We start from the raw sequence: 18,506 nt of genomic DNA on the forward strand, positions 1-18,506 counted from the left end.
CGCGGCCGTTTCGGGTTAGGTGCTCGGGTTCGCGGGCCGTCGTCGGCGGCGATGCCCCCGTGGACGTGCCCGTCATGCAGACTCCCCCGGCCTCGTTTTCACGGCGATGCCCCACGCCGCGAGCACGGCGATGCCTAAGAACCAGGCCGCGCAGACCACCAGACCCGCAGCCCCGGTGCCGTTGACGGCCTCGCCGGCCGCGGATACGGGGGTGTGCCCGGCGATTCCGCGCAGGAGAGGACGGAAGTGGTCGGCGGGCATGAGCACCGTGTTGACGAACATCGCAACGATGATTAACGGGATGAGGGCCACGGAGCCCTGGGGGCTGGTGATGGAGAACGCGATGTACGTGCCGGTGCATGCGGCCGCCGCGGCAACCATCGCGCCGGTCATCGCGATCCTCCACCACCAGGACGCCTCAGGGGGGCTGTCGGAAAGCAAGGCGGCCACCGCCGCGACGACGGCCGTCATCGCCATGATCCGGATGAACTCGGCGATGATCCGTGCGGCCGGCACGGCCGCGTACGGCGCCGGCATGGTGATTAACCGCTCGTGGAGGCCATTGCTGCGTTCAACGAACACGGTGGACGATCCCGTGATGGCCAGGATGAACGCCCACGCCGTCACGACCAGGATGACCGCGTTCGGGAGTTCGAACTCTCCGGTGAGCTGCCTGACCAGGCCACCGAACATGCGGTTGACGATGAACAGGTACACGAGCGGAGCAATGAACGTCATGAACCAGAAGTCGGGGCGCCGCAGCCAAATGTGGGCGATGCGCCGCAGATGCACGAAGATGGGGCCGATCATGATTCGCTCCTCGAGGTGAACCGGCGGATGAACAGGACGATTCCGGCGACCGTCGCGACACCGAGCCACAGGGCGGCCTCTTCCCCGGCGCGATCCGGGAAGGCGTCCGGGGACGCCGCCCTAATCACCTCGATCACCGGCGAAAAAGGCATGTGGCGCACGACGTCGCGAAGGGAGCCGTCCAAAGCGGTCGCCGGAATGAACGCGGTGGAGAACATGAGCAGCAGCATTTCCAGCGCCTGGATCGATGAGGCCGTCGACACCGGGGCGGGCACCATCAGGATCACCCCGTCCGTGACCAGGGACAGGACCGCCGCGGCGAGCAGCGACCACAGGACAGTCCACGCGACGTCACCGATAGCCATGTCGAGGCCGCAGGACCACGCGACGACCAGCAGCGCCGCGATCGACGCGGACATCCGCAGCACATCGGTGGCGAGCCTGCCGGCGACATAGCCGCCTGTGGCCCCGGGCAACACGCGCACGCGGTCAACGAGCCCGGACTCGACGTCCTGTCCCACTGCCATCGCCGACGCCGCGGCGGTGAACATCGCCGCCTGGAACAGGCAGCCGCCGAGCACGAAACGCAGGTACCCGAAGCCGGATTGCCCCGCCGAGTACCCAAACACCGCGTACAGGCACAGCAGGAAGAGCGGCGGAACTACGAACATGGAGATCAGCGACGCGGTGTTGCGTCGCAACAGCAGCAGATCCCGGCGGAGAAACGCCGCGACCGACGTCGCACTCATCGCGCCGCACCCCCTGCGTTCATCGATATGAACACCTCGTTGAGGGTGGGCGGCGACACGCTCAGCGAATCCGGCGACGCTTCCGAGGCCTCCATCGCCTGCGCCACCGCCTCGAGGACCCGCGGTCCGGGGTCGACGTCGAGGGACACCGACTTCCCCGCGACGCGGGCGCCGTCCAGGCACGTTCCCCCGAGGCAGCGGGCGAACGCCTCCGCCTCGGCGGCGGTGGCAAAGGACACGCGGAGCACGTGCGACCCGAAGTCGCGGCGCAATTCCTCCGGCGTTCCGCTGGCGACGATGCGGCGATCCTTGAGCAGATGGACGTGGTCTGCCAGCGCCTCCGCCTCTTCCAGGTACTGGGTGGTCAGCACCAGGGTCATTCCGTCGTCCCGCAGTTGCCGGATGAAGCCCCACAGCTCTTCGCGGCTGACCGGGTCCAGCCCCGTCGTGGGTTCGTCGAGGAACAGCAGCCTGGGCACGACGCACAGCGACGCGGCGATGTCGAGGCGGCGCCGCATGCCACCCGAATAGGCCGACGCCAGCGTCGAGGCACTGTCCGCGAGCGAGAATTGCGCGAGCAGTTCCGTCGCGCGGGCGGCCGCGGCGGCGCGGTCGAGTCCGCGCAGCCGCCCGAAGAACTCCAGGTTCTCCCGGCCGGTGAGGTTCTCGTCGATCGCCGCGAATTGGCCGGTGGTGGCAATGTCAGCGCGCACGCCCGCCGGGTCCTCTTTCACATCGCGCGAGAAGATGCTCACCTCGCCGGAGTCGGCGGTGATGAGCGTCGACAGGATTCGGATGAGGGTGGTCTTGCCTGCACCGTTGTGGCCGAGGAACGACACGATCGCCCCGGTGGGCACGGTGAAACTCACGCCGTCGAGCACATGCTTGCGCATCCGGGCACCGCGCTTTCCCTTGCGGCCGCCGTCCGGCGGGGCACCTGCCCCGCCTTCGGGCGGGGTGCCCGCTTTGCCCGCAATCGGGTAGCTCTTCGTGAGGTCGCGGACGACAATCGCCGCACCTCGTTCAGCTTGATCCGTCATCGTTTCCCCTTTCCTTTGGTATCGCAGTGGGCCGCTGTCGGCAGCGGCCCCGTGGTCGGGTTGTCATGCGGCACCTCGATATGGATGCCCGCATCGCGGGCGAAGGCGAGGACCGGTTCGAGGAGCCGGGGGTGGCCGACGAGATCCCGGCACCCCGGCGCGACCGGCTTCCCCGCGACCGCCACAACGGTGGCGGCAGCAATCGCCGCGGTCATTTTGTAGGAACCCGGGCCGGTCGCCCGGACGACGGTCGTTTCGGCCGGTGCCTGGTCACGGCCTCGAACCACCTCGGGGGATCGGCGACCACCTCGGAAACCGGCAGCAACACCTGGTCGTAACCACGAAAAAGGGCGTAGACGTGGAAGCCGATCAGCGAAAGGTTGTGGGTCAAAGGTAGCCACGTGAGCATCTTGTTCTCGTACCGGTGTGCGTGGCGTGGGATCGTCGCGTGCAGACCGTTCAGCACGGACTCGTTGGTTACGATGACGCCCTTTGGCGATCCCGTGGAGCCGGACGAAAACTGGATAAGGGCTTCGCCGGCCGTCCCACCTCGCACCGGGAACGCGGGGACCGCCCCGGAGCCATCCCCGGAATCCACGTCCCCCGCCTGAGAGAAGTCCGATTCAGCATCACCCGGCATCGCCGCACCCGGTTCCGCGGCAGCGTCATTGACGATGGACACGTCGAGCAGCCGGTCCTCGCCCACGACCACGGCACCGTTTGCGCCGGTGAGCAGCGTGTGACTGCGTTCGTCGACCAGGATCGGGGCCCCGGGCATCATGTCCGAGAGCGTCCGCACCCTGTCGACGTCAACCGGGCCCGCCACCGCCTCCGCATGGACCCGGCCATACGGGACGAAGACGTCCCGCCGATTCTCGACGAAGGTGATCCCCTTTTTCGTCTCATCGGCCTTGTCCCGAAGCACGTCGCTGATGGTCCGGATCGTGTTCATTGGTACCTCTTTCGGTTGTCGGCGCCATGCCGGTGCCGGGCGGACCGGGCCGCATGGCGTGACCCGGCGGATGTGTCTGAAGGGTGGAAAGGGTGAAGAAACTGGGTGGGGCGCGTCTCCGCACAAGCTCGGAACCGCTCGTGGGCCCGGGACCCGCCGGTTCCGGGTGCCCGTCAAGTCACTGCGGACACCAGGGCGGCGACGAAGGCCGCGGCGGACGCTGCGGCCGCGAACCCGTCACGCACTCGCCAGGGGTGATTGGTGCGGAAGGTGCGCCACGGATGGCGGCCGAAGTTGCGCATCGCCAGGGTCAGGGACAGCTTTTCGGCGCAGCGCACGGCGCTGACGAACAGGGGAAAGGCGATGCGCGCGGGCGTCGTCGCGCGGATGAAGCCGGAGCGGAAAGACTGCTCCGGTCGCATCGAGCGCAATCTAATCGCCCATGTCAGCTGGGGGATTTCGCTGCGCAGGAACGCCGCGATGCTCACCCCGGCAATCGCTATGGTGCACCATGTGTAGGGCACCCGGAGGCGTTGCACCATGGCGTCGAAAAGCTCCTCGACGCGCATGCACGCGGAGACCAGGACCGTCCCCGCGAACACGGCCGTCAGCAGCAGTCCGTGATGGATGCCGTGGCGGACGGCCTCCGCCGGATCCCCACCTCCGTAGAACTCGGAGCGCCACCCGAGCAGGCCGAAGAACACCCCGATTAACAGGACGAGAAGGACCTTCCCCGCCGTCGCCCGAACGTCGCGTTCCGCGATCGCAGCGAGTGCGAGGAACGCCACCCCAGTCAGCGCGAGAACGGCGTCTCCGCCGGAGAGCAGCCCGGCGACGAGGACGAGCATCACCGCCGCGACGATCGTGATGGCGTTCAACCCCGCGCGCCTCCGAGCGGCGGATCCACCGGTCCAGGGGCTTTCGTCCCCGGACGTCCGTGCGCCGGCGGCGGGCAGTGCGCGATCCCGCCGGGACGACTCCGGGGCAGCCGGCACGGCGGCCGCGGGACCGGACCAGGCGACCTTCCCTTCGGCGACGATGCTCGCCCGATCCGCCCACGTTCGCGCGACACGGCGGTCGTGGCACGTGAACACAACGGTTCCGCCGGCCCCGGCGTATTCCGCTAGGGCATCCAGTACGATGCGCGAGCTCGGCGAATCCAGGTGCGCCAACGGCTCGTCGAGAAGCAGCAAACGGCGATTGGCTGCCACCGCCAGGAAGATGCCCAACCGTCTTTTCTGTCCGCCCGACAGGACGAACGGCGAGACGGGGTCAAGTGCCCGGGGGCACAGGGCTTCCCGCAGTTTCCGCAGCTCATCGGTGCCGAGTGGCCCGTGCGGGTCCGTGCCGGCCAGCGCGGAGTCGATTTCCGCGGCGACGGTCGCGCGGGTGAACTGGTGCTCGGGGTTCTGGAACGCCAACGACGCGAAGGCGTCGGGAGCGCGCCGGGCTGGCTCGCCGTCGATCCGGATGTCCGCTCCCGCCTTCATCTGGCCCGACAGCACCGCCAGCAAGGTGGACTTACCAGCTCCGTTGGTGCCGACCAGGGCATGGATCTCGCCCCGTTCCAGTGTCAGCTCGGCCCCGTTCAGGATCCGCTCCCTGCCCCGGGTCACATGGGCTCCGGTCAAGGCCAGCAGTGGAACGGCATCCGCCTCCGATTCCAAATCGGGACGGTCCGGTGCCCCCGTGCCCGGCGTACTGGCGTCCGGCGCTCCGGCGGTCGCGGCCGACGTCGCAATGCCCTTCACCGCGATGCCCTCCGGCGCTCCGTGCGCGGCGACGCTCCCGTCCGCATCGAGGATTGTCACCGTGTCAACCCACCCGTCGAACGGACGGAGGTCGTGCTCGATGAGCAGGATGACGCGCCCCGGGGCCCGCAAATCACGGATGGCGGCGAACAGCGCCCGCCGACCGTCCTCGTCGACGTGGGCCGCGGGCTCGTCGAAGATCATGACCTCCGGCGCCCTGGCCACCGCACCGGCGATGGCCATCCGCTGGCGTTGCCCACCCGACAAAGCCCACGGATCCTTCTCCGCGAGCTCTGACAGCCCGAGCTCCGATAGGGCCTCGGCTGATCGCTTGGCGACGATGTCGGCTTCCACGAGGGAAAACTCGAGGGCCATGGACGCGTCATCGACGACTCGGAGCGTGAGCACCTGCGTCGCCGGATCTTGCCCGACGAAGGTGACCCGGTCCCCGTCCACGGGGCGTTCGGTGCCGTCGGCATCGACGATGTGCACGAATCCGGCATGGTCGATGGGGATGTGCGAGGGGATCAGTCCAGCGATAAGGTGGGCCAGGCTCGTCTTTCCGCATCCCACGGGTCCCGTGATGGCGTTAATCGTGCCGAAATCGAAGGAGAGATCCACCATGTCGGGTGCCCATCGCCCATCGGCGTGCCGCACGCCCGCACCACTAACCCGTAACCGGGCCGGGGCCGTCCCGCGTGTCGCACCGGCGCACGCGGGTGCTCCGCCGGTCACCGGGTGACCCCGCGGCTGCGAAGCCCCTTTGCGACGGCAAAGCCCAGGACCAAAAACACCAGGCTCGATGCCAAGGCTACGGCGAAGCTGATCAGGGTCATGGGCGTGGTCGGCGAGTCGACGCCGACTGCGCGCGGGGCCATCGTTCCCATCAGCGCGGAGAACAATATCGCCGATGCTACGAACTGGGGACGCGTCCACCGCCGGTACAGGGTGATCATGAACGGAAGCTCGATGAGTAATCCTTCCATAATCAGCGCCCCGATTGCGGCGACGCCGAACGGGGTGGTCGCTGCGGACACGACGCCCATGGCAAGGCACGCGATAAGGCTCGCGCCAGGCTTGCGGACGACGATGAGGGGAACAACGCACGGCAGGAACCACAACCCGAGCGTCGCCGCGACGAGATAAACGTGGGCGATGCCAGCGAACACCTGCAGGTAAGTCAGGGGCACGACGATGAGAGACCCCGCGACGCCGATTGCGGCGGCGACGAGCATGTCGCGGGTGGATGGTCGGCCACCCGCTGCGACCGGTGCGACGTGCACCAACCGCCCGTCACCCGTCCCGTCTGGGCCCGCGTCCCCGGCTTCCCCTCCGGAGAGGGGTTCTCCGGTCGATCCACGTTTTCCGTTCATCGTCGCCGCCTCGCTTCCGTTGCCGATTCCCAATCGGGAACACCACCTGAAACAGTATTAGGTTAGGCAATGCTTATCGACTTACGCCAGGCTCAATTTGCTGACCTTACCCCCGCCCCCCCGTTACCGTGATGGTGCCCCCTCACGGGGCGCGGTCACCGGGCCCGGCATGGCTTATCTGCGTGAACATTTCCATAATCCGGAGTGTTGCCGCCGGACACCGGGGACAACCGCTGACAGCTAATAGGGACACGGACCAAACAGAGGTCTCGTCGTAGCGTGGGTGCCTGCAACGGATGTCCAAGACACCGGCGACCAGCCGCAACAGAAGGACACCACCATGGAACCGTCCAGAACACCCGAAATCATCATCGGCCTCGACGTCGGCAAAACCGGCCACCATGCCTGCGCGCTGACCAACACCGGCGAGAGAATTTACGACAAACCACTGCCCCAAGACGAAGCCGCACGGCGCGAAATCTTCGCGTCCATGCAAGCCCACGGCAGCGTTCTCATGGTCGTCAATCAACCCAACACGATCGGCGCCCTGCCCATCGCCGTGGCCCGCGACTGCGGTTGCACGGTCGGAGACCTCCCCGACCTAGCCATGCGAAAAGCAGCCGACCTCTACCCTGGACGATCAAAAACCGCCGCCGGGATGCATTCATCATCGCCGACACCGCCCGCACCATGCCGCACACACTGCGGGCAGTCGACCGCGACGACGAGACACTAGTAGCGCTGAAGATGCTCGCCGGATTCCACGACGACATCGTCAAAGACGCCACCCGAACGAAAAACCGCCTTCGCAGCGTGCTCACACAGATTCACCCCGCACTCGAGCGCGTCTTTGCAGGCGAGATTCTCTCGCGCACGCTGGTGCTGGACTCGCTCATCCACTACGAAGGTCCGACAAAACTGGCCGCCGCAGGTCGAGGCCGGGTCCTGAAGTGGATGCGCAACCGCGCCAAGAAGGACCCTGTTGCCCTCGCAATTTTCGCCGCCCTTGCCGAGCAAACTGTCACGGTACCCGGCATGGCGGCAGCAGAATTGGTCATTCCCCAGCTGGCGGCGAACATCGAAGCGCTTCAAGCACAGCGCGACACGATCGCCGGACATGGCTCGGAGATGCTCGAATCGTTCCCTCTTGCCCAGGTCTTGATGTCGATGCCCGGCGTAGGCATCAAGACCGCCTCTAACATCTTGTTGTCCATCGGCGATTGCCAGGACTTCGCCGACGCCGCGCACTTGGCCGCTTACGCCGGCATCGCGCCGACCACCCGGCAGTCGGGTACGTCGATCCGCGGCGAGTTTCCCACCAGGGCCGGCAATAAACAGTTGAAAACGCGATGTTTCGATCGGCGTGGATCGCGTCGAACTGCCATCCCGCATCGCGCGACTACTACCCGCGTAAACGGGCTGAAGGACAGAAGCACAATGCCACGGTGATGTGCCTTGCCCGGCGGCGCTACAACGTCATTTATGCCCTGTTGACTCGGCGTAAGCTCTCCCGAGAAATCCCTGCTAGAAACATCGCCACGGCTGCGTAGGCCGCTGGGCTAATCACCGCCGACCCGCATGATACGGCCCGGCGATCAGTCATGGCTACCCCCCATACGATGTACGTGAAAGTCCCGCCTGACTATTGACAATCCACATAGGGACACCCCCCTGGGGTTAACGCCATGACTAGATCTGACGTGACCTTCCCCTCTGGAGATGGATCCTGCGCCGCGTGGCTGTACGTCCCCGACGACGCCCCTGCCCCGGGGCCGATCATCGTGATGGCCCACGGTCTCGGCGGGGTACGCCAGATGCGCCTCGATGCCTTCGCCGAGCGTTTCAGCGCCGCCGGCTACCGCTGCCTGGTGTTCGACTACAGGCACTTCGGTGCGAGCGCCGGGGAGCCCCGTCAGCTCCTGTCGGTGCGGCGTCAGCTCGAGGACTGGAACTCCGCGATCACCCATGCGCGGGGCCTCGACGGGGTCGACCGCCCTGATGACGGCGCCCGACTGCGTGGCGGGCATCGAAGCAATTGTGCCCGCCGGAGATGACATCCGCTCGGACATCACGGCACGATTCGGGTTGGATATTCTGCGCTATTTCCCGGGACGACACGCCCGCAAGATCCAGTCCCCGGCGCACTTCGCGGTCTGCGAGAACGACACGCTGGCCCCGCCGGGCCCCACCCTGCGGCATGTGCGGAAGGCCCCGAAGGGCGAAGTGCGAATGCAGCCCGGCGGGCACTTCGACATCTACGTCGGCGATGCCTTCGAGCACAACGTCGCCGAACAGCTGGCCTTTCTCGCACGGCACGTCCCGACTGCCGTCAACGAGCGGTGAGCCGCACCGCAGGCTGGCTTTCCCCAAGGATCAGACGCCCCTGATCTACGAATATGTGTACTCCGCACTCCCGGGTCATGCGCGGAGAACGAACTCCTCGACGTCGCCGTCGGAGATGCGGACGACGTCGGCCATGGTCTTGTCCATGTCGATCATAAAGCCCTGCCACCCGGCGCGCCGAGCCTCCGGGCCGAGAGGCTTCCGGGGGGACGAACATTTCCGCGGTTTGCAGGTCGCGGGGCAGGAAGTAGATGCTGGCCTGCCCGACCTCATTGACCAGGACGACGTAGAGGCTGAAGTAGATGCCCGCTTCCATGCGTTCACGCTGCGAGCCCCATGCGGCACCGAGGATCGTGCCGGTGATGGTGTCCGGCAGTTCCCCCTTGATCCGCTTCGACTTCACCTGAGCCAGGTAGCCGCAGAAGTCGCAGACGAGATCGGCACATTTGAAGTTCGGGGGCAGGAGTTTGAACGACTTGTCGGTGCGCTTGCACCCCGGGCAACGGGCATGCTTGGCGACGAGTTCTTCTCCCGCCGTGCCGAGTTTCTGCTTCGTCGTGGCCATGTCATGTTCCTCCTCAACGGTGCGCGCTCTTCTGCGCGCGTGCGTCGGCCCGTGGCCCAGCCTCCGATGCCGGGACATCCTGCCCCCATCTTGCTAGATTCTGGGTCAAGACCACTTGAACGAAGGAACGGTGCCATGACCACCTCGGCGGAATTGCGCGAGGTCTCGGCCGCACATGGGCTCACATGGCCCGAGGAGTACTTGACGATCGCCGACGACGGCATGGTGGGCATGTCCCCCACCGGCGACGAAGTCCCGCTGCTGCACTTCAGCACGAACTTCGAGCTGCTCGGGGCCAAGGACATCGCCCGCCGATTGGAGATGTTTGCGGAGCCGGACGATTTCCGGAACATCGATCCCGCCGAGGGCCTGTTGCCCTTCGGGATGGAGCCCGGCGGCAACCTCTATTGCTTCCGCACCGGGGCCGCCGGCGCGGGTCCGGTCCCCGTGGTTCTGCTGCAGAACGATGAGCAGGAGGATGAGCGTCTCGCGCCGGATCTCGCCGGGTTCATTTTCGCGGAGATGGTCGTCGCTTCCGCCGAGTTCTACGACGACGATTACCTGGGTGAGGGCGAGCCCCGTCGTAACGCGGAAGCCTGGCTCCAGTCGCACGAGCCCTACCTGGGGCAGGAGCAGGCCGCGGCGCTCCGCGAACTCTTCGCGCGTCCGCTGATCGTGCGTGACGACGACTCGATGGGGTTCCTCGAATTCTCGGAGGTGGATGAGCTGGTGGACCCGGTTCTGCGGTATCCGGAGCGCCACGAGCCGATTCAGCTCTGGGAGCGCGGGTAGCTCCACCTCCACCGGCCGGTGCGTGCGACTCCCCGACGGTGGCGTTACGCCTCGAGCACGTAGCGCAGGATCTCCACGACCTGGTCGGTGGTCGTGCACCACGCCTGGGCGGCGGCGTCGACTTCCTTGAGCGGGTGGACGATGTCCTCGCCGTGAAGCGTGACGTACGGCTTGTCCAGGGCCGCGCAGTAGCCGGCGTCGAAGGCGGCGTTCCACTGCTTGTACTGGTCGCCGAAGCGCACGACGACCATGTCGGCCTTCTCGATCAGCGTGCGGGTCCGGATGGAGTTGACCTTCGACGACTGGTGGTCGCGCCAGAACCCGGCGGGCGCCTCTCCCAAGTGGTCGCCGGCGGCATCGCTGGCGTCGTGATCGGTGACCGGCGCCGTGAAGACCACGTCCAGTCCGGCGGCCTCGACGCCGCGCTGGATTTCCTCACGTCAATCGGTGTGGATCTCGCCGGAAAGGTACACGTTGAAGCTCATGGCCGATTACTCCTTCACTGAAACTTGGATGTGCCCCCGCACCTCCCCCGTTCATCGGCGCACCATACCCGAGTGGCCCTCATTGATCGCGTTCAGCGGCGGTTGCGCAGTCGGGACGTGAGAGCGCCGAGGAGACTCGCGCCGTGGCCCGAGGAGTATCTGGTCCTCTCCGAGGCTGCCGACCGTTTCGCCGAGTTCGGGATCTTCGTCCGACGGCGATTCCGAAGACCTGCGCCTGGCCCCGGATCTGGCGGGCTTCGTTTTCGCCGAGATGATCGAGTCGGCCGCCGAGTTCGACGACGTCGACGAAGTCGTCGACCCGGCGCTCCGGTACCCGGCGCGCAACGAGCCCATCCAGCTTTGGGATCGAAGCAACTGGCATCAGGGCCGATCGCGGCTTCGCCGTTTGCCGCGCAACTGAGGGCGGAGGTGTTTCTCGGCGCGGCGAACCCGAATCCGATCAACTTGTCGACGTACGAGCTGATCATATTGCCCGCGTGCGCCCGCCGGTTCCCGCGCACGATGCCCAAGTACGCCGAAGCTGACGGTGGCAATCGTCGACGCGCACAGGCCATGCGGGGGCGTGCCATCCCCGACGCTTTACGACGTCCCGTCGCCACGCAAACGGCCGACACCCGGGTCGGCCACCGGCCCCGGGGCCCGGCCCACCACCCGCCGGCTCATGCCGGCGCCCTGGACCGCCACCGGCGGGGCCCGGGACCGCTATCCGCTGACGCTCTGCGCCTCGCCGATCCCCCACGTCGCCGCTTCCCGCCACTGCTCCGCGATGCGGGCGAAGGGCCCATCGGCCTTCTCCAACTCATCGATGGGGCCAGCTTCCACCACCCGCCCCGATTCCATGACGATGACGCGATCGGCGATCTCCACCATCGCGGGGCGGTGGGCGACGACCACTGTCGTGTACGAGCCACGCAGCCCAGACAGGGCATCGGTCACCGTCCGCTCATTGCGCCCGTCCAGGGCCGAGGTGCCTTCGTCGACAAGCAGGATCGATGCCGGCTTGGCGAGGGCGCGGGCCAGGCCCAGCCGCTGCCGCTCGCCCCCGGACAGCCGATTGCCCAGCTCGCCGACGGGAGTGTCCCAGCCATCGGGCAAGCGCTCGATCGCCTCGGCCAGGCCGCAATTGACGGCGATCGCATCCAATTCCGGCTGCGTCAGATCCGGGTTCACGGCGAGCAGGTTGTTGCGAATCGACCCCGTGTGCAGGACGGTGCGCTGGAACACCATCGCGGCGCGGCCGCGCAGGTCACCGGGGGAAGCCGGTTTCCCGTCAACGTCGACCGTGCCCACGCCGGGAACCGTCAGCCCGGCCAGCAGCGACACCAGCGTCGACTTGCCGCTGCCGGACGGGCCGACGACGGCCGTGATCGTGCCCGGCGCGAAGTCCACGTCGATGCCGTCGAGCCCCGTCGTGCCGTCGGGGAACGTGACATCGACGCCCCGGACCTCCACCGTGGCGGGGCCCTCGCCCGGGCCGCCGGCGCGGACCCGCTCGACTTCCATCAGCTCGCGCACTTCGGACAGGGAGCGCCGCAGCTCGACGACGGCCCCCACCGATCCCGCCTGAACGTTGGCCTGCTCGACGACCCGGAGCAACACCACAATCGACGCGGCAGCCGCGGCTCCGGTCAACGCCGAACGGTCGTAGGACCACCACACCGTGAACCCAAACGCCAACAGCACCAGCTGAACCACGACCGTGAACACCTGCTGCCCGGGGATCTGCCAAAGCAGGACCCTGCGGGTCTTCCGCCGCGCCTCGGCGATGGCCCGGTCAACCAATCGGGTGCTCGCGTCCACCCGGCGCGCGGTGCGCAAGGTCGGCTGCACGAGCGCGAACTCGAAAAGCCTGTCATCGAGACCGGCATTGGCCGCCGCAAACTCCGCCGTGGACCTGTCCTCCAGCTTCGCCGACGCCCACAGCGACCCCAGGCAAGCGATGCCGCCGAGGAACGTCACCGCGCCAAGCGCGGGAGAGACGAGCAGCAGCCCGATGCCCAACCCGAAGATGAACACAATCGAGGTGATCACGGGCCCGATCAGCAGGATCACCGCCGAGGTGACCGTGCTGGCCTTGGTGACCAAATCGCGGATGGCACCTTCCTTTTCGGAAGTCAGCCGAGCATCCGGCCACGAAAGCACGGCACCCGGGGCGTTGCTGTGGATCTCGCGCATGACGGCGATGCCCAGATCGAGCCCCCTGTGGGCGGCGAAGATGTCGACACCCCAACTGCAGGCCACGAACAGCAGCAACAGCGCCAGCCACGGCAACGCCGCCCCGGGGTCCGCCGAGAACAGCGCGCCCAACAGCGGGTAGAGGGTAACGACGGCCGCCACCTGGAGCAGTGCCGACACGGCAACCGCGCCGAAGAAGGACCACAGGGGACGACCTCCCCCGACGACGAAGTGCAGATCCCGCAACATCAGTTCTCCTCCGATTCAACGGCGACGGACACGGGTGCGCCGCAATGCGCATCCCACATCCGCCGATAAGCCCCACCCGCCGCGACGAGCCGGGAATGCGTGCCCTCTTCCACCACTTTCCCCTCGTCCAGGACGAGGATCCGCGAGGCATTCTTGATCGTGTGCAGCCGGTGCGCGATCATCAGCACCGTCTTGCCCGCCAGCAGGCGTTCGAGCCCACGGTGGATCGCGGCCTCGGAGTCCGGGTCGGCCGCGGCAGTGGCCTCGTCCAACACGACGATCGGGGTGTTCGCCAGCAGCGCGCGGGCGATGGCCACCCTCTGGCGTTCGCCGCCGGAAAGACGGTTCGGTTCGACCACGGTGTCGTAGCCGTCGGGAAGCGCTTCGATGACCCGGTGCACGTCCGCGGCCTCCGCAGCCTCGCGGATCTGGGCGTCGGTCGCCTCGGGACGGTTCAGCGCGATGTTGTCGCGGATGCTCGCATGCACCAGCTGGGCATCCTGCAACAGCACCGACACCGAGGAATACAGCTGCTCCTGGGTGAGATCGCGCACGTCGACCCCGTCGATGCTCACGGAACCGCCGGTGACGTCCCACAGCCGGGCCAGCAACGCCGCCACCGTCGACTTGCCCGCCCCCGAGGGGCCCACCAGCGCGGTGACGCTGCCGGGCTCCAGCGTGAGGGAAAGATCGTCGATGACCTTCCGGCCGCCGCCGTAGGTGAAATCGACGTGGTCGAAACGCACGTGGCCCGGGGGCGCGGGACGATCCACCGGGGGCGCGAGCTCCGGCGTCGCCAGTAAAAGCTCGACGCTGGCTTTGGCGTCAAGTCCGCCCGACAAACTGGCCACACCCAACCCGAGGTTCAGCAGCCGGCCGCCGAAGGACGTGCCCAGGATGAGGAAGGGGATCAGATCCGTCGCCGGCATCCAGCCCGCCACGACCATCGCGAATCCCGCCACTAGAAGCACGCCCAGCACCGTGGTGGGGCGGTTCGTCATCACCGCGATGATCTTGCGGGGGCCGGTGTCGCGCTGCCAATCGGCCATGAAATCACCGGATTCCCGCAGCGTGCCCTCGAGGTCGACGACCGCTTTCGGCCCGAAGACCGCGGAGGTCCCGCGCGAGCCGATGAAGGCCTGGGTCTGGCCCGCCGCCAGCACCTCGTACCGCTGGTTCTGCAGCACCTTGTCCTTGTCGCGGCGCTGGATTCCCTTGATGACGTAGATGTAGGCGACGATCGGCAGCAGCAGTACCAGGCCCAATCGCCATTGGACGGCGAACAGGTAGATCAGGCTGCCCAGCGCCGCGACGACGGCGCCGACGATGTCGGGCACCGCGTGGGTGACCAGGTAATGCAGTGCCCTGACGTCATCGCCGGCAATCTTTTTGACGTCGGCCGCCCGGCCGCGCATGAACCAGCCCAACGGCAGCCGGGAGAATTTCGCCAAGAGGCGATGCCGCAGCGCCGTGGCGAAGTTGGCGTCCAGGAAGTGAAGCCACAGCACCAGCAGCGTCGTCCCCGCCGCCGAGACGGCCATCGCGACCACCGCCCAGATCGCCGGTTTGGCGAAAGCCTCCGCAGGTGCCCCTTCGACGAGCAGCCGGGCCAGTTCCGCGAACAGGATGAAGGGGATCAGCTGCAGCAGGGACAGCGCTCCCTCGACGATGCCTGCGGCGATGAGCGGACGCTTGAGCGGCCGGAGCACACCCCCCTTGCCGGCGTCGGCGCCGGGGGTTTGCCGGGGTTCGGGAGCGTCGGTGGAGCCGACGGCGCCGGCACTTGCGGACGTGGAGGCGCTGGACGAAGCGCCGGTGGTGCCGGCGGTGGCCGAGGCGCCGGAGGCAGCGGAGGCAGCCGCCATGACGTTGACATCGGAGGCGGCGTCCGCGTCGGCGGCGGCAGGCGCAGCCGACGCGCCCTTCGCCTCGGTTGCCTCCGGACCCGCCGAATCGATGGTCTGCGTCTTGCCCATCTGGCGTCCGCGGACCCAGTAGGCATGCGCGTGCAAGGTCGCTCGGTTGAGTCCGAATTTCTTCTGCAGCAGTGTCTTCGCGTGCCGGGTCGACGCGGTTTCCGCTGTCACCCAGGCGTACCAGCCGGCCCAGTCCCCGTCGCTGATCGCCTGGACCAGCGCCTGCCCGTCGGGAAGCTCGTCGACCCAGGACGCGGTGATGTTCGGGCCCTCGGGCAGGGCGATGTGGTCGTCGTCGGGGCTGTGCCGCTCCAGGTAGACGACCACGGGGCTGTCCTCGGGGATGGCGGCGACCAGGGCGCGGATCGCCGGATAGCCGGCGAGGTCCCCGAGCAGCAGGTACCCCGCCGGGGGCGGCTCGGGCAGGGCGAAGGGTTGCTCGCCGTAGCGCATGGCGACGATCCGGTCGCCTTCCTCGCAGTTCACCGCCCAGTGCGAGGCGGGCCCGGCGGGCTCGTGTATGACGAAATCGATGGAGAACTCGCCGGTCGCCGGATCGGGATCGACGAGCGTGTAGCCGCGCTGGAACTCCTTCGGGCCGCCGTCGGGGTCGGGGAACCAGAGGCGCAGCCAGTTCGCCGGCGCTTCCCCCTTCGGATCGAGCAGCCCTTCCGAGCGGCACGTGACCCGGATGAAGTGCGGCGCGAGCCGGCGTTTCCCGATCACGGTCACCGCATGTTCCTTGGCGCCCAGGCCACGGAGTACGACGGCCTCAAACCCCTTCGCCATCGACCACTCACCTTTCGAGGATGGGTCCCGTCGCAAAGCGCACGGGGCCGACGCAGACATTTGAAGGACAGCCTAGCCTAACTATATGACAGGTTCCATGGCGTCCGACCATCGGCAAGGTAGCGCCACTGCCCAATGCGGCCATCCCCGATCGAAAGGGCGGCACGATGAAGCTCGGCGAGCTCGCGGCGGCCACGGACACGTCGACCGCGACCATCAAGTACTACATCCGCGAGGGCCTGCTTCCGCCCGGGGCGAAGAAGAACCAGACCACGTCCGTCTACGGTCCCGCGCACCGCGAGCGCCTCGAATTGATTTCCGCTTTACGGGTTCTTCACGATTTAGAGTGCGTTGATCCGGGTGTGCAGCTGCCCGGAGTGAATCAGGCACCGCAAGATGTAGTGGTCGAGGTTGCGGAACCCCAGGGCGATCCCCCGTAGATTCTCTAACCGGCCATTGATGGCCTCGACCGGCCCGTTGGACGCCCCGATGTCGAAGTAAGCCAGCACGTCCTCGCGCCGGCGCCACAACGTCCGACCCAGCTGGGCCAGCTCCTCCAGACCTTTCGGCACGCCCTTACGCAGGGTGTTGATGATCCTCAACTTCTTGCCCTCCGATGTCTTCGGGTGCCCGTAGGCCTGGATCATGTCCTGTGAGAGCCATCCACGTGACCTCGAGTGCCACGTATTCGTCATCGGTGGCCCACAACAGGTCCAGCCGCCTGTTCTGCCGCTCGGCGAGGTAGTTCCTCCTGGCCAGCAAGGTCCGCCGGTGCTTGTACAGCGGATCATCCTTGCGTCCACGCCGCCCCGTGATCTCACGTTGGAGCCTCCGCCGGCAGCCAGTGAGCTTGTCCGCGGCCAGATGCACGACGTGAAACGGATCCATCACCTTCCTCGCCTGCGGCAGAACCTGGTCGACGGCGGTGGCGTAGCCGGTGAAGCCGTCCATGGTCACCACCTGCACCTGGCTGCGGAAACCAGGGTCGCGTTCCTGCAGCCACGTGCGCAGCACGTCCGCGCTGCGGCCAGGCCGGATATCCAGTAGTCGGGCCGGCCCACGGCCATCGGCCAGCGGGGTAAGGTCGACCAGGATCGTCACCAGGTTCGACGGCTGGCCTGGCTTTCGGGTGTGCTTCCACACGTGCTCATCCACCCCGAGGATGCGCACCCCGTCCAGATGGGAGGGGTTGTCGTAGACGAACTTGCGGCAGGCGTCCACAGCTACCTGATTGACCAGTTCCCACCCCACCCCGAGGGCCTTGGCGGTGGCGGCCACGCTCATCCAGTCGATGGCCAGTCGCTGGAGGATCCAGCCGGTCACCCGGTCGGTGAGCTTGGCCCCGTCATTGGCGCAGTTGAGGGAGGCTTGGAAGATTTTCCTCCGACATTGTTGATTGGTGCAGGTGAATCGGGGGACACGAACGTGCAGGCGGGTGGGAAACCCCACGACCGGCAGGTCAACCAGTCGGCGGACAGTGTGATCACGCAGTTTCCCGGGTTGGGTGCAGTCGGGGCAGTGCCCCTCGACAGCGACCGGGGCGGCGTCGATGATGGTGAAGGTTCCGGCGTCGGCGGCTCCGGTGATCGTCAAGCCGATTTCTGGGTGCTGTTGCAAAGTTGGGGCAGTAGGAAGAGCGACGTGAATTAATCACAGCCATGGGTATCTTCTCCGGTCGTCATTTCCCCCGTGACATCATTCTGTGGGCAGTGCGGTGGTACTGCCGCTACGGGGTGAGCTACCGCGATCTGGAGGAAATGATGACCGAGCGGGGCGTGCCGGTCGATCACACCACGATCTACCGCTGGGTCCAGAAATACGCCCCTGAGCTGGACAAGCAAACACGGTGGTACCGGCAGGTACCTGACTGGCAGGCCAGTTCCTGGCGGGTGGATGAGACCTATATCCGGGTCGGCGGGAAGTGGTGCTATCTCTATCGGGCGATCACCGCCGGTGGTCAGACCCTGGACTTTTACCTCTCTCCGAAGCGGAACGTGGCCGCAGCGAAGCGTTTCCTGGCCAAGGCCCTCAGATCCAATGCATCAGCCGGGTATCCCAGAGTGATCAACACCGATAAAGCACCCTCCCTAGCCAGGGCAATCGCCGAGTTGAAGTCAGAGGGAATCTGCCCGCCAACAGTGGAACACCGGCAGGTGAAATACCTCAACAACATCCTGGAAGGCGACCATGGTCGGCTGAAGCGGATCCTCGGGCCGAAAGGCGCGTTTAAGAACCGGACATCTGCATATCGGACGTTGAAAGGGATGGAGGCGATGCACTCATTGCGGAAAGGGCAAGGCACGATGTTTGCCCACGGGCAACCGAACCCGGACGCGGTGATCGTCAACCGGGTGTTCGAGACGGCCTGAGAACGCCCACACGCAGCGGCCATCAGGGAATGAGAAACTGAGTCTTCGCTGCTCTCCGCCCAACTTTGCAACAGCACCGTCGGTCCGCGGCGAGTTTCCCACCAGGGCCGGCAATAAACAGTTGAAA

The 18,506-nt window shown here is 66.8% G+C and carries 13 protein-coding genes and 3 pseudogenes; 5 read left to right on the plus strand and 11 right to left on the minus strand.

Going from position 1 to position 18,506, the window contains the following annotated elements:
- Nucleotides 1–72: 72 nt before the first annotated feature.
- From ADB02_RS04460 to ADB02_RS04490, 7 genes are all read right to left on the minus strand, one after another.
- Nucleotides 73–810, minus strand: coding sequence for an ABC transporter permease (locus ADB02_RS04460; RefSeq protein ID WP_049189757.1), 738 nt, complete (start codon nt 808–810; stop codon nt 73–75).
- Complete coding sequence (locus ADB02_RS04465; protein ID WP_049189758.1) at nt 807–1,559, minus strand: ABC transporter permease; 753 nt, start codon at nt 1,557–1,559, stop codon at nt 807–809. Before ADB02_RS04465 ends, ADB02_RS04460 begins: the two co-directional genes overlap by 4 nt.
- On the minus strand, nt 1,556–2,599 hold the full coding sequence (locus tag ADB02_RS04470) for an ABC transporter ATP-binding protein (protein WP_049189759.1): 1,044 nt from the start codon (nt 2,597–2,599) through the stop codon (nt 1,556–1,558). Before ADB02_RS04470 ends, ADB02_RS04465 begins: the two co-directional genes overlap by 4 nt.
- Nucleotides 2,596–2,814, minus strand: a complete 219-nt coding sequence (locus ADB02_RS04475; protein WP_224783744.1) for a hypothetical protein — start codon at nt 2,812–2,814, stop codon at nt 2,596–2,598. The genes ADB02_RS04470 and ADB02_RS04475 overlap by 4 nt, the downstream gene beginning before the upstream one ends.
- Nucleotides 2,811–3,551 carry an AMP-binding protein gene (locus tag ADB02_RS04480; protein ID WP_049189760.1) on the minus strand — a complete coding sequence of 247 codons (741 nt, stop codon included), beginning with the start codon at nt 3,549–3,551 and terminating at the stop codon, nt 2,811–2,813. The genes ADB02_RS04475 and ADB02_RS04480 overlap by 4 nt, the downstream gene beginning before the upstream one ends.
- A 173-nt stretch (nt 3,552–3,724) precedes the next feature.
- On the minus strand, nt 3,725–5,926 hold the full coding sequence (locus tag ADB02_RS04485) for an ATP-binding cassette domain-containing protein (protein WP_241482400.1): 2,202 nt from the start codon (nt 5,924–5,926) through the stop codon (nt 3,725–3,727).
- Between the two features lie 107 nt (nt 5,927–6,033).
- Complete coding sequence (locus tag ADB02_RS04490) at nt 6,034–6,537, minus strand: ECF transporter S component (protein WP_224370287.1); 504 nt, start codon at nt 6,535–6,537, stop codon at nt 6,034–6,036.
- 478 nt (nt 6,538–7,015) lie between these two features.
- On the opposite strand from ADB02_RS04490, the pseudogene ADB02_RS04495 reads away from it, so the two are divergent.
- The 3 genes and pseudogenes from ADB02_RS04495 to ADB02_RS11550 all read left to right on the plus strand — a co-directional run bounded on the left by ADB02_RS04495 (nt 7,016) and on the right by ADB02_RS11550 (nt 10,375).
- A pseudogene (locus ADB02_RS04495) lies at nt 7,016–8,225 on the plus strand (IS110 family transposase).
- A 135-nt stretch (nt 8,226–8,360) separates the two neighbouring features.
- Nucleotides 8,361–9,018 (plus strand): annotated as a pseudogene (locus tag ADB02_RS11140) (alpha/beta hydrolase).
- Between the two features lie 145 nt (nt 9,019–9,163).
- Complete coding sequence (locus tag ADB02_RS11550) at nt 9,164–10,375, plus strand: SMI1/KNR4 family protein (protein ID WP_160310022.1); 1,212 nt, start codon at nt 9,164–9,166, stop codon at nt 10,373–10,375.
- Between the two features lie 44 nt (nt 10,376–10,419).
- On the opposite strand, the gene ADB02_RS04515 is transcribed toward ADB02_RS11550, so the two are convergent.
- The 3 genes from ADB02_RS04515 to ADB02_RS04525 all read right to left on the minus strand — a co-directional run bounded on the left by ADB02_RS04515 (nt 10,420) and on the right by ADB02_RS04525 (nt 16,010).
- Nucleotides 10,420–10,806 carry a YtoQ family protein gene (locus ADB02_RS04515; protein WP_241482403.1) on the minus strand — a complete coding sequence of 129 codons (387 nt, stop codon included), beginning with the start codon at nt 10,804–10,806 and terminating at the stop codon, nt 10,420–10,422.
- A gap of 777 nt (nt 10,807–11,583) precedes the next feature.
- Nucleotides 11,584–13,305: an ABC transporter ATP-binding protein gene (locus tag ADB02_RS04520; protein WP_049189766.1), complete on the minus strand. Its 1,722-nt coding sequence runs from the start codon at nt 13,303–13,305 to the stop codon at nt 11,584–11,586.
- Nucleotides 13,305–16,010 carry an ABC transporter ATP-binding protein/permease gene (locus ADB02_RS04525; protein WP_049189767.1) on the minus strand — a complete coding sequence of 902 codons (2,706 nt, stop codon included), beginning with the start codon at nt 16,008–16,010 and terminating at the stop codon, nt 13,305–13,307. Before ADB02_RS04525 ends, ADB02_RS04520 begins: the two co-directional genes overlap by 1 nt.
- 167 nt (nt 16,011–16,177) lie before the next feature.
- Here ADB02_RS04525 and ADB02_RS11850 point away from each other — a divergent pair, with 167 nt between their 5' ends.
- Nucleotides 16,178–16,450: a MerR family transcriptional regulator gene (locus ADB02_RS11850; RefSeq protein ID WP_080969572.1), complete on the plus strand. Its 273-nt coding sequence runs from the start codon at nt 16,178–16,180 to the stop codon at nt 16,448–16,450.
- Here ADB02_RS11850 and ADB02_RS04530 read toward each other — a convergent pair.
- A pseudogene (locus ADB02_RS04530) lies at nt 16,352–17,657 on the minus strand (ISL3 family transposase). The gene ADB02_RS11850 and the pseudogene ADB02_RS04530 overlap by 99 nt on opposite strands.
- An 11-nt stretch (nt 17,658–17,668) precedes the next feature.
- On the opposite strand from ADB02_RS04530, the gene ADB02_RS04535 reads away from it, so the two are divergent.
- Nucleotides 17,669–18,379 (plus strand): IS6 family transposase, encoded by a 711-nt coding sequence (locus ADB02_RS04535; RefSeq protein ID WP_049189768.1) that lies wholly within the window; start codon nt 17,669–17,671, stop codon nt 18,377–18,379.
- The last annotated feature ends 127 nt before the right edge of the window (nt 18,380–18,506 follow it).

Source organism: Corynebacterium sp. 212_CJEI (assembly GCF_001055915.1).
Classification (GTDB): domain Bacteria; phylum Actinomycetota; class Actinomycetes; order Mycobacteriales; family Mycobacteriaceae; genus Corynebacterium; species Corynebacterium jeikeium_D.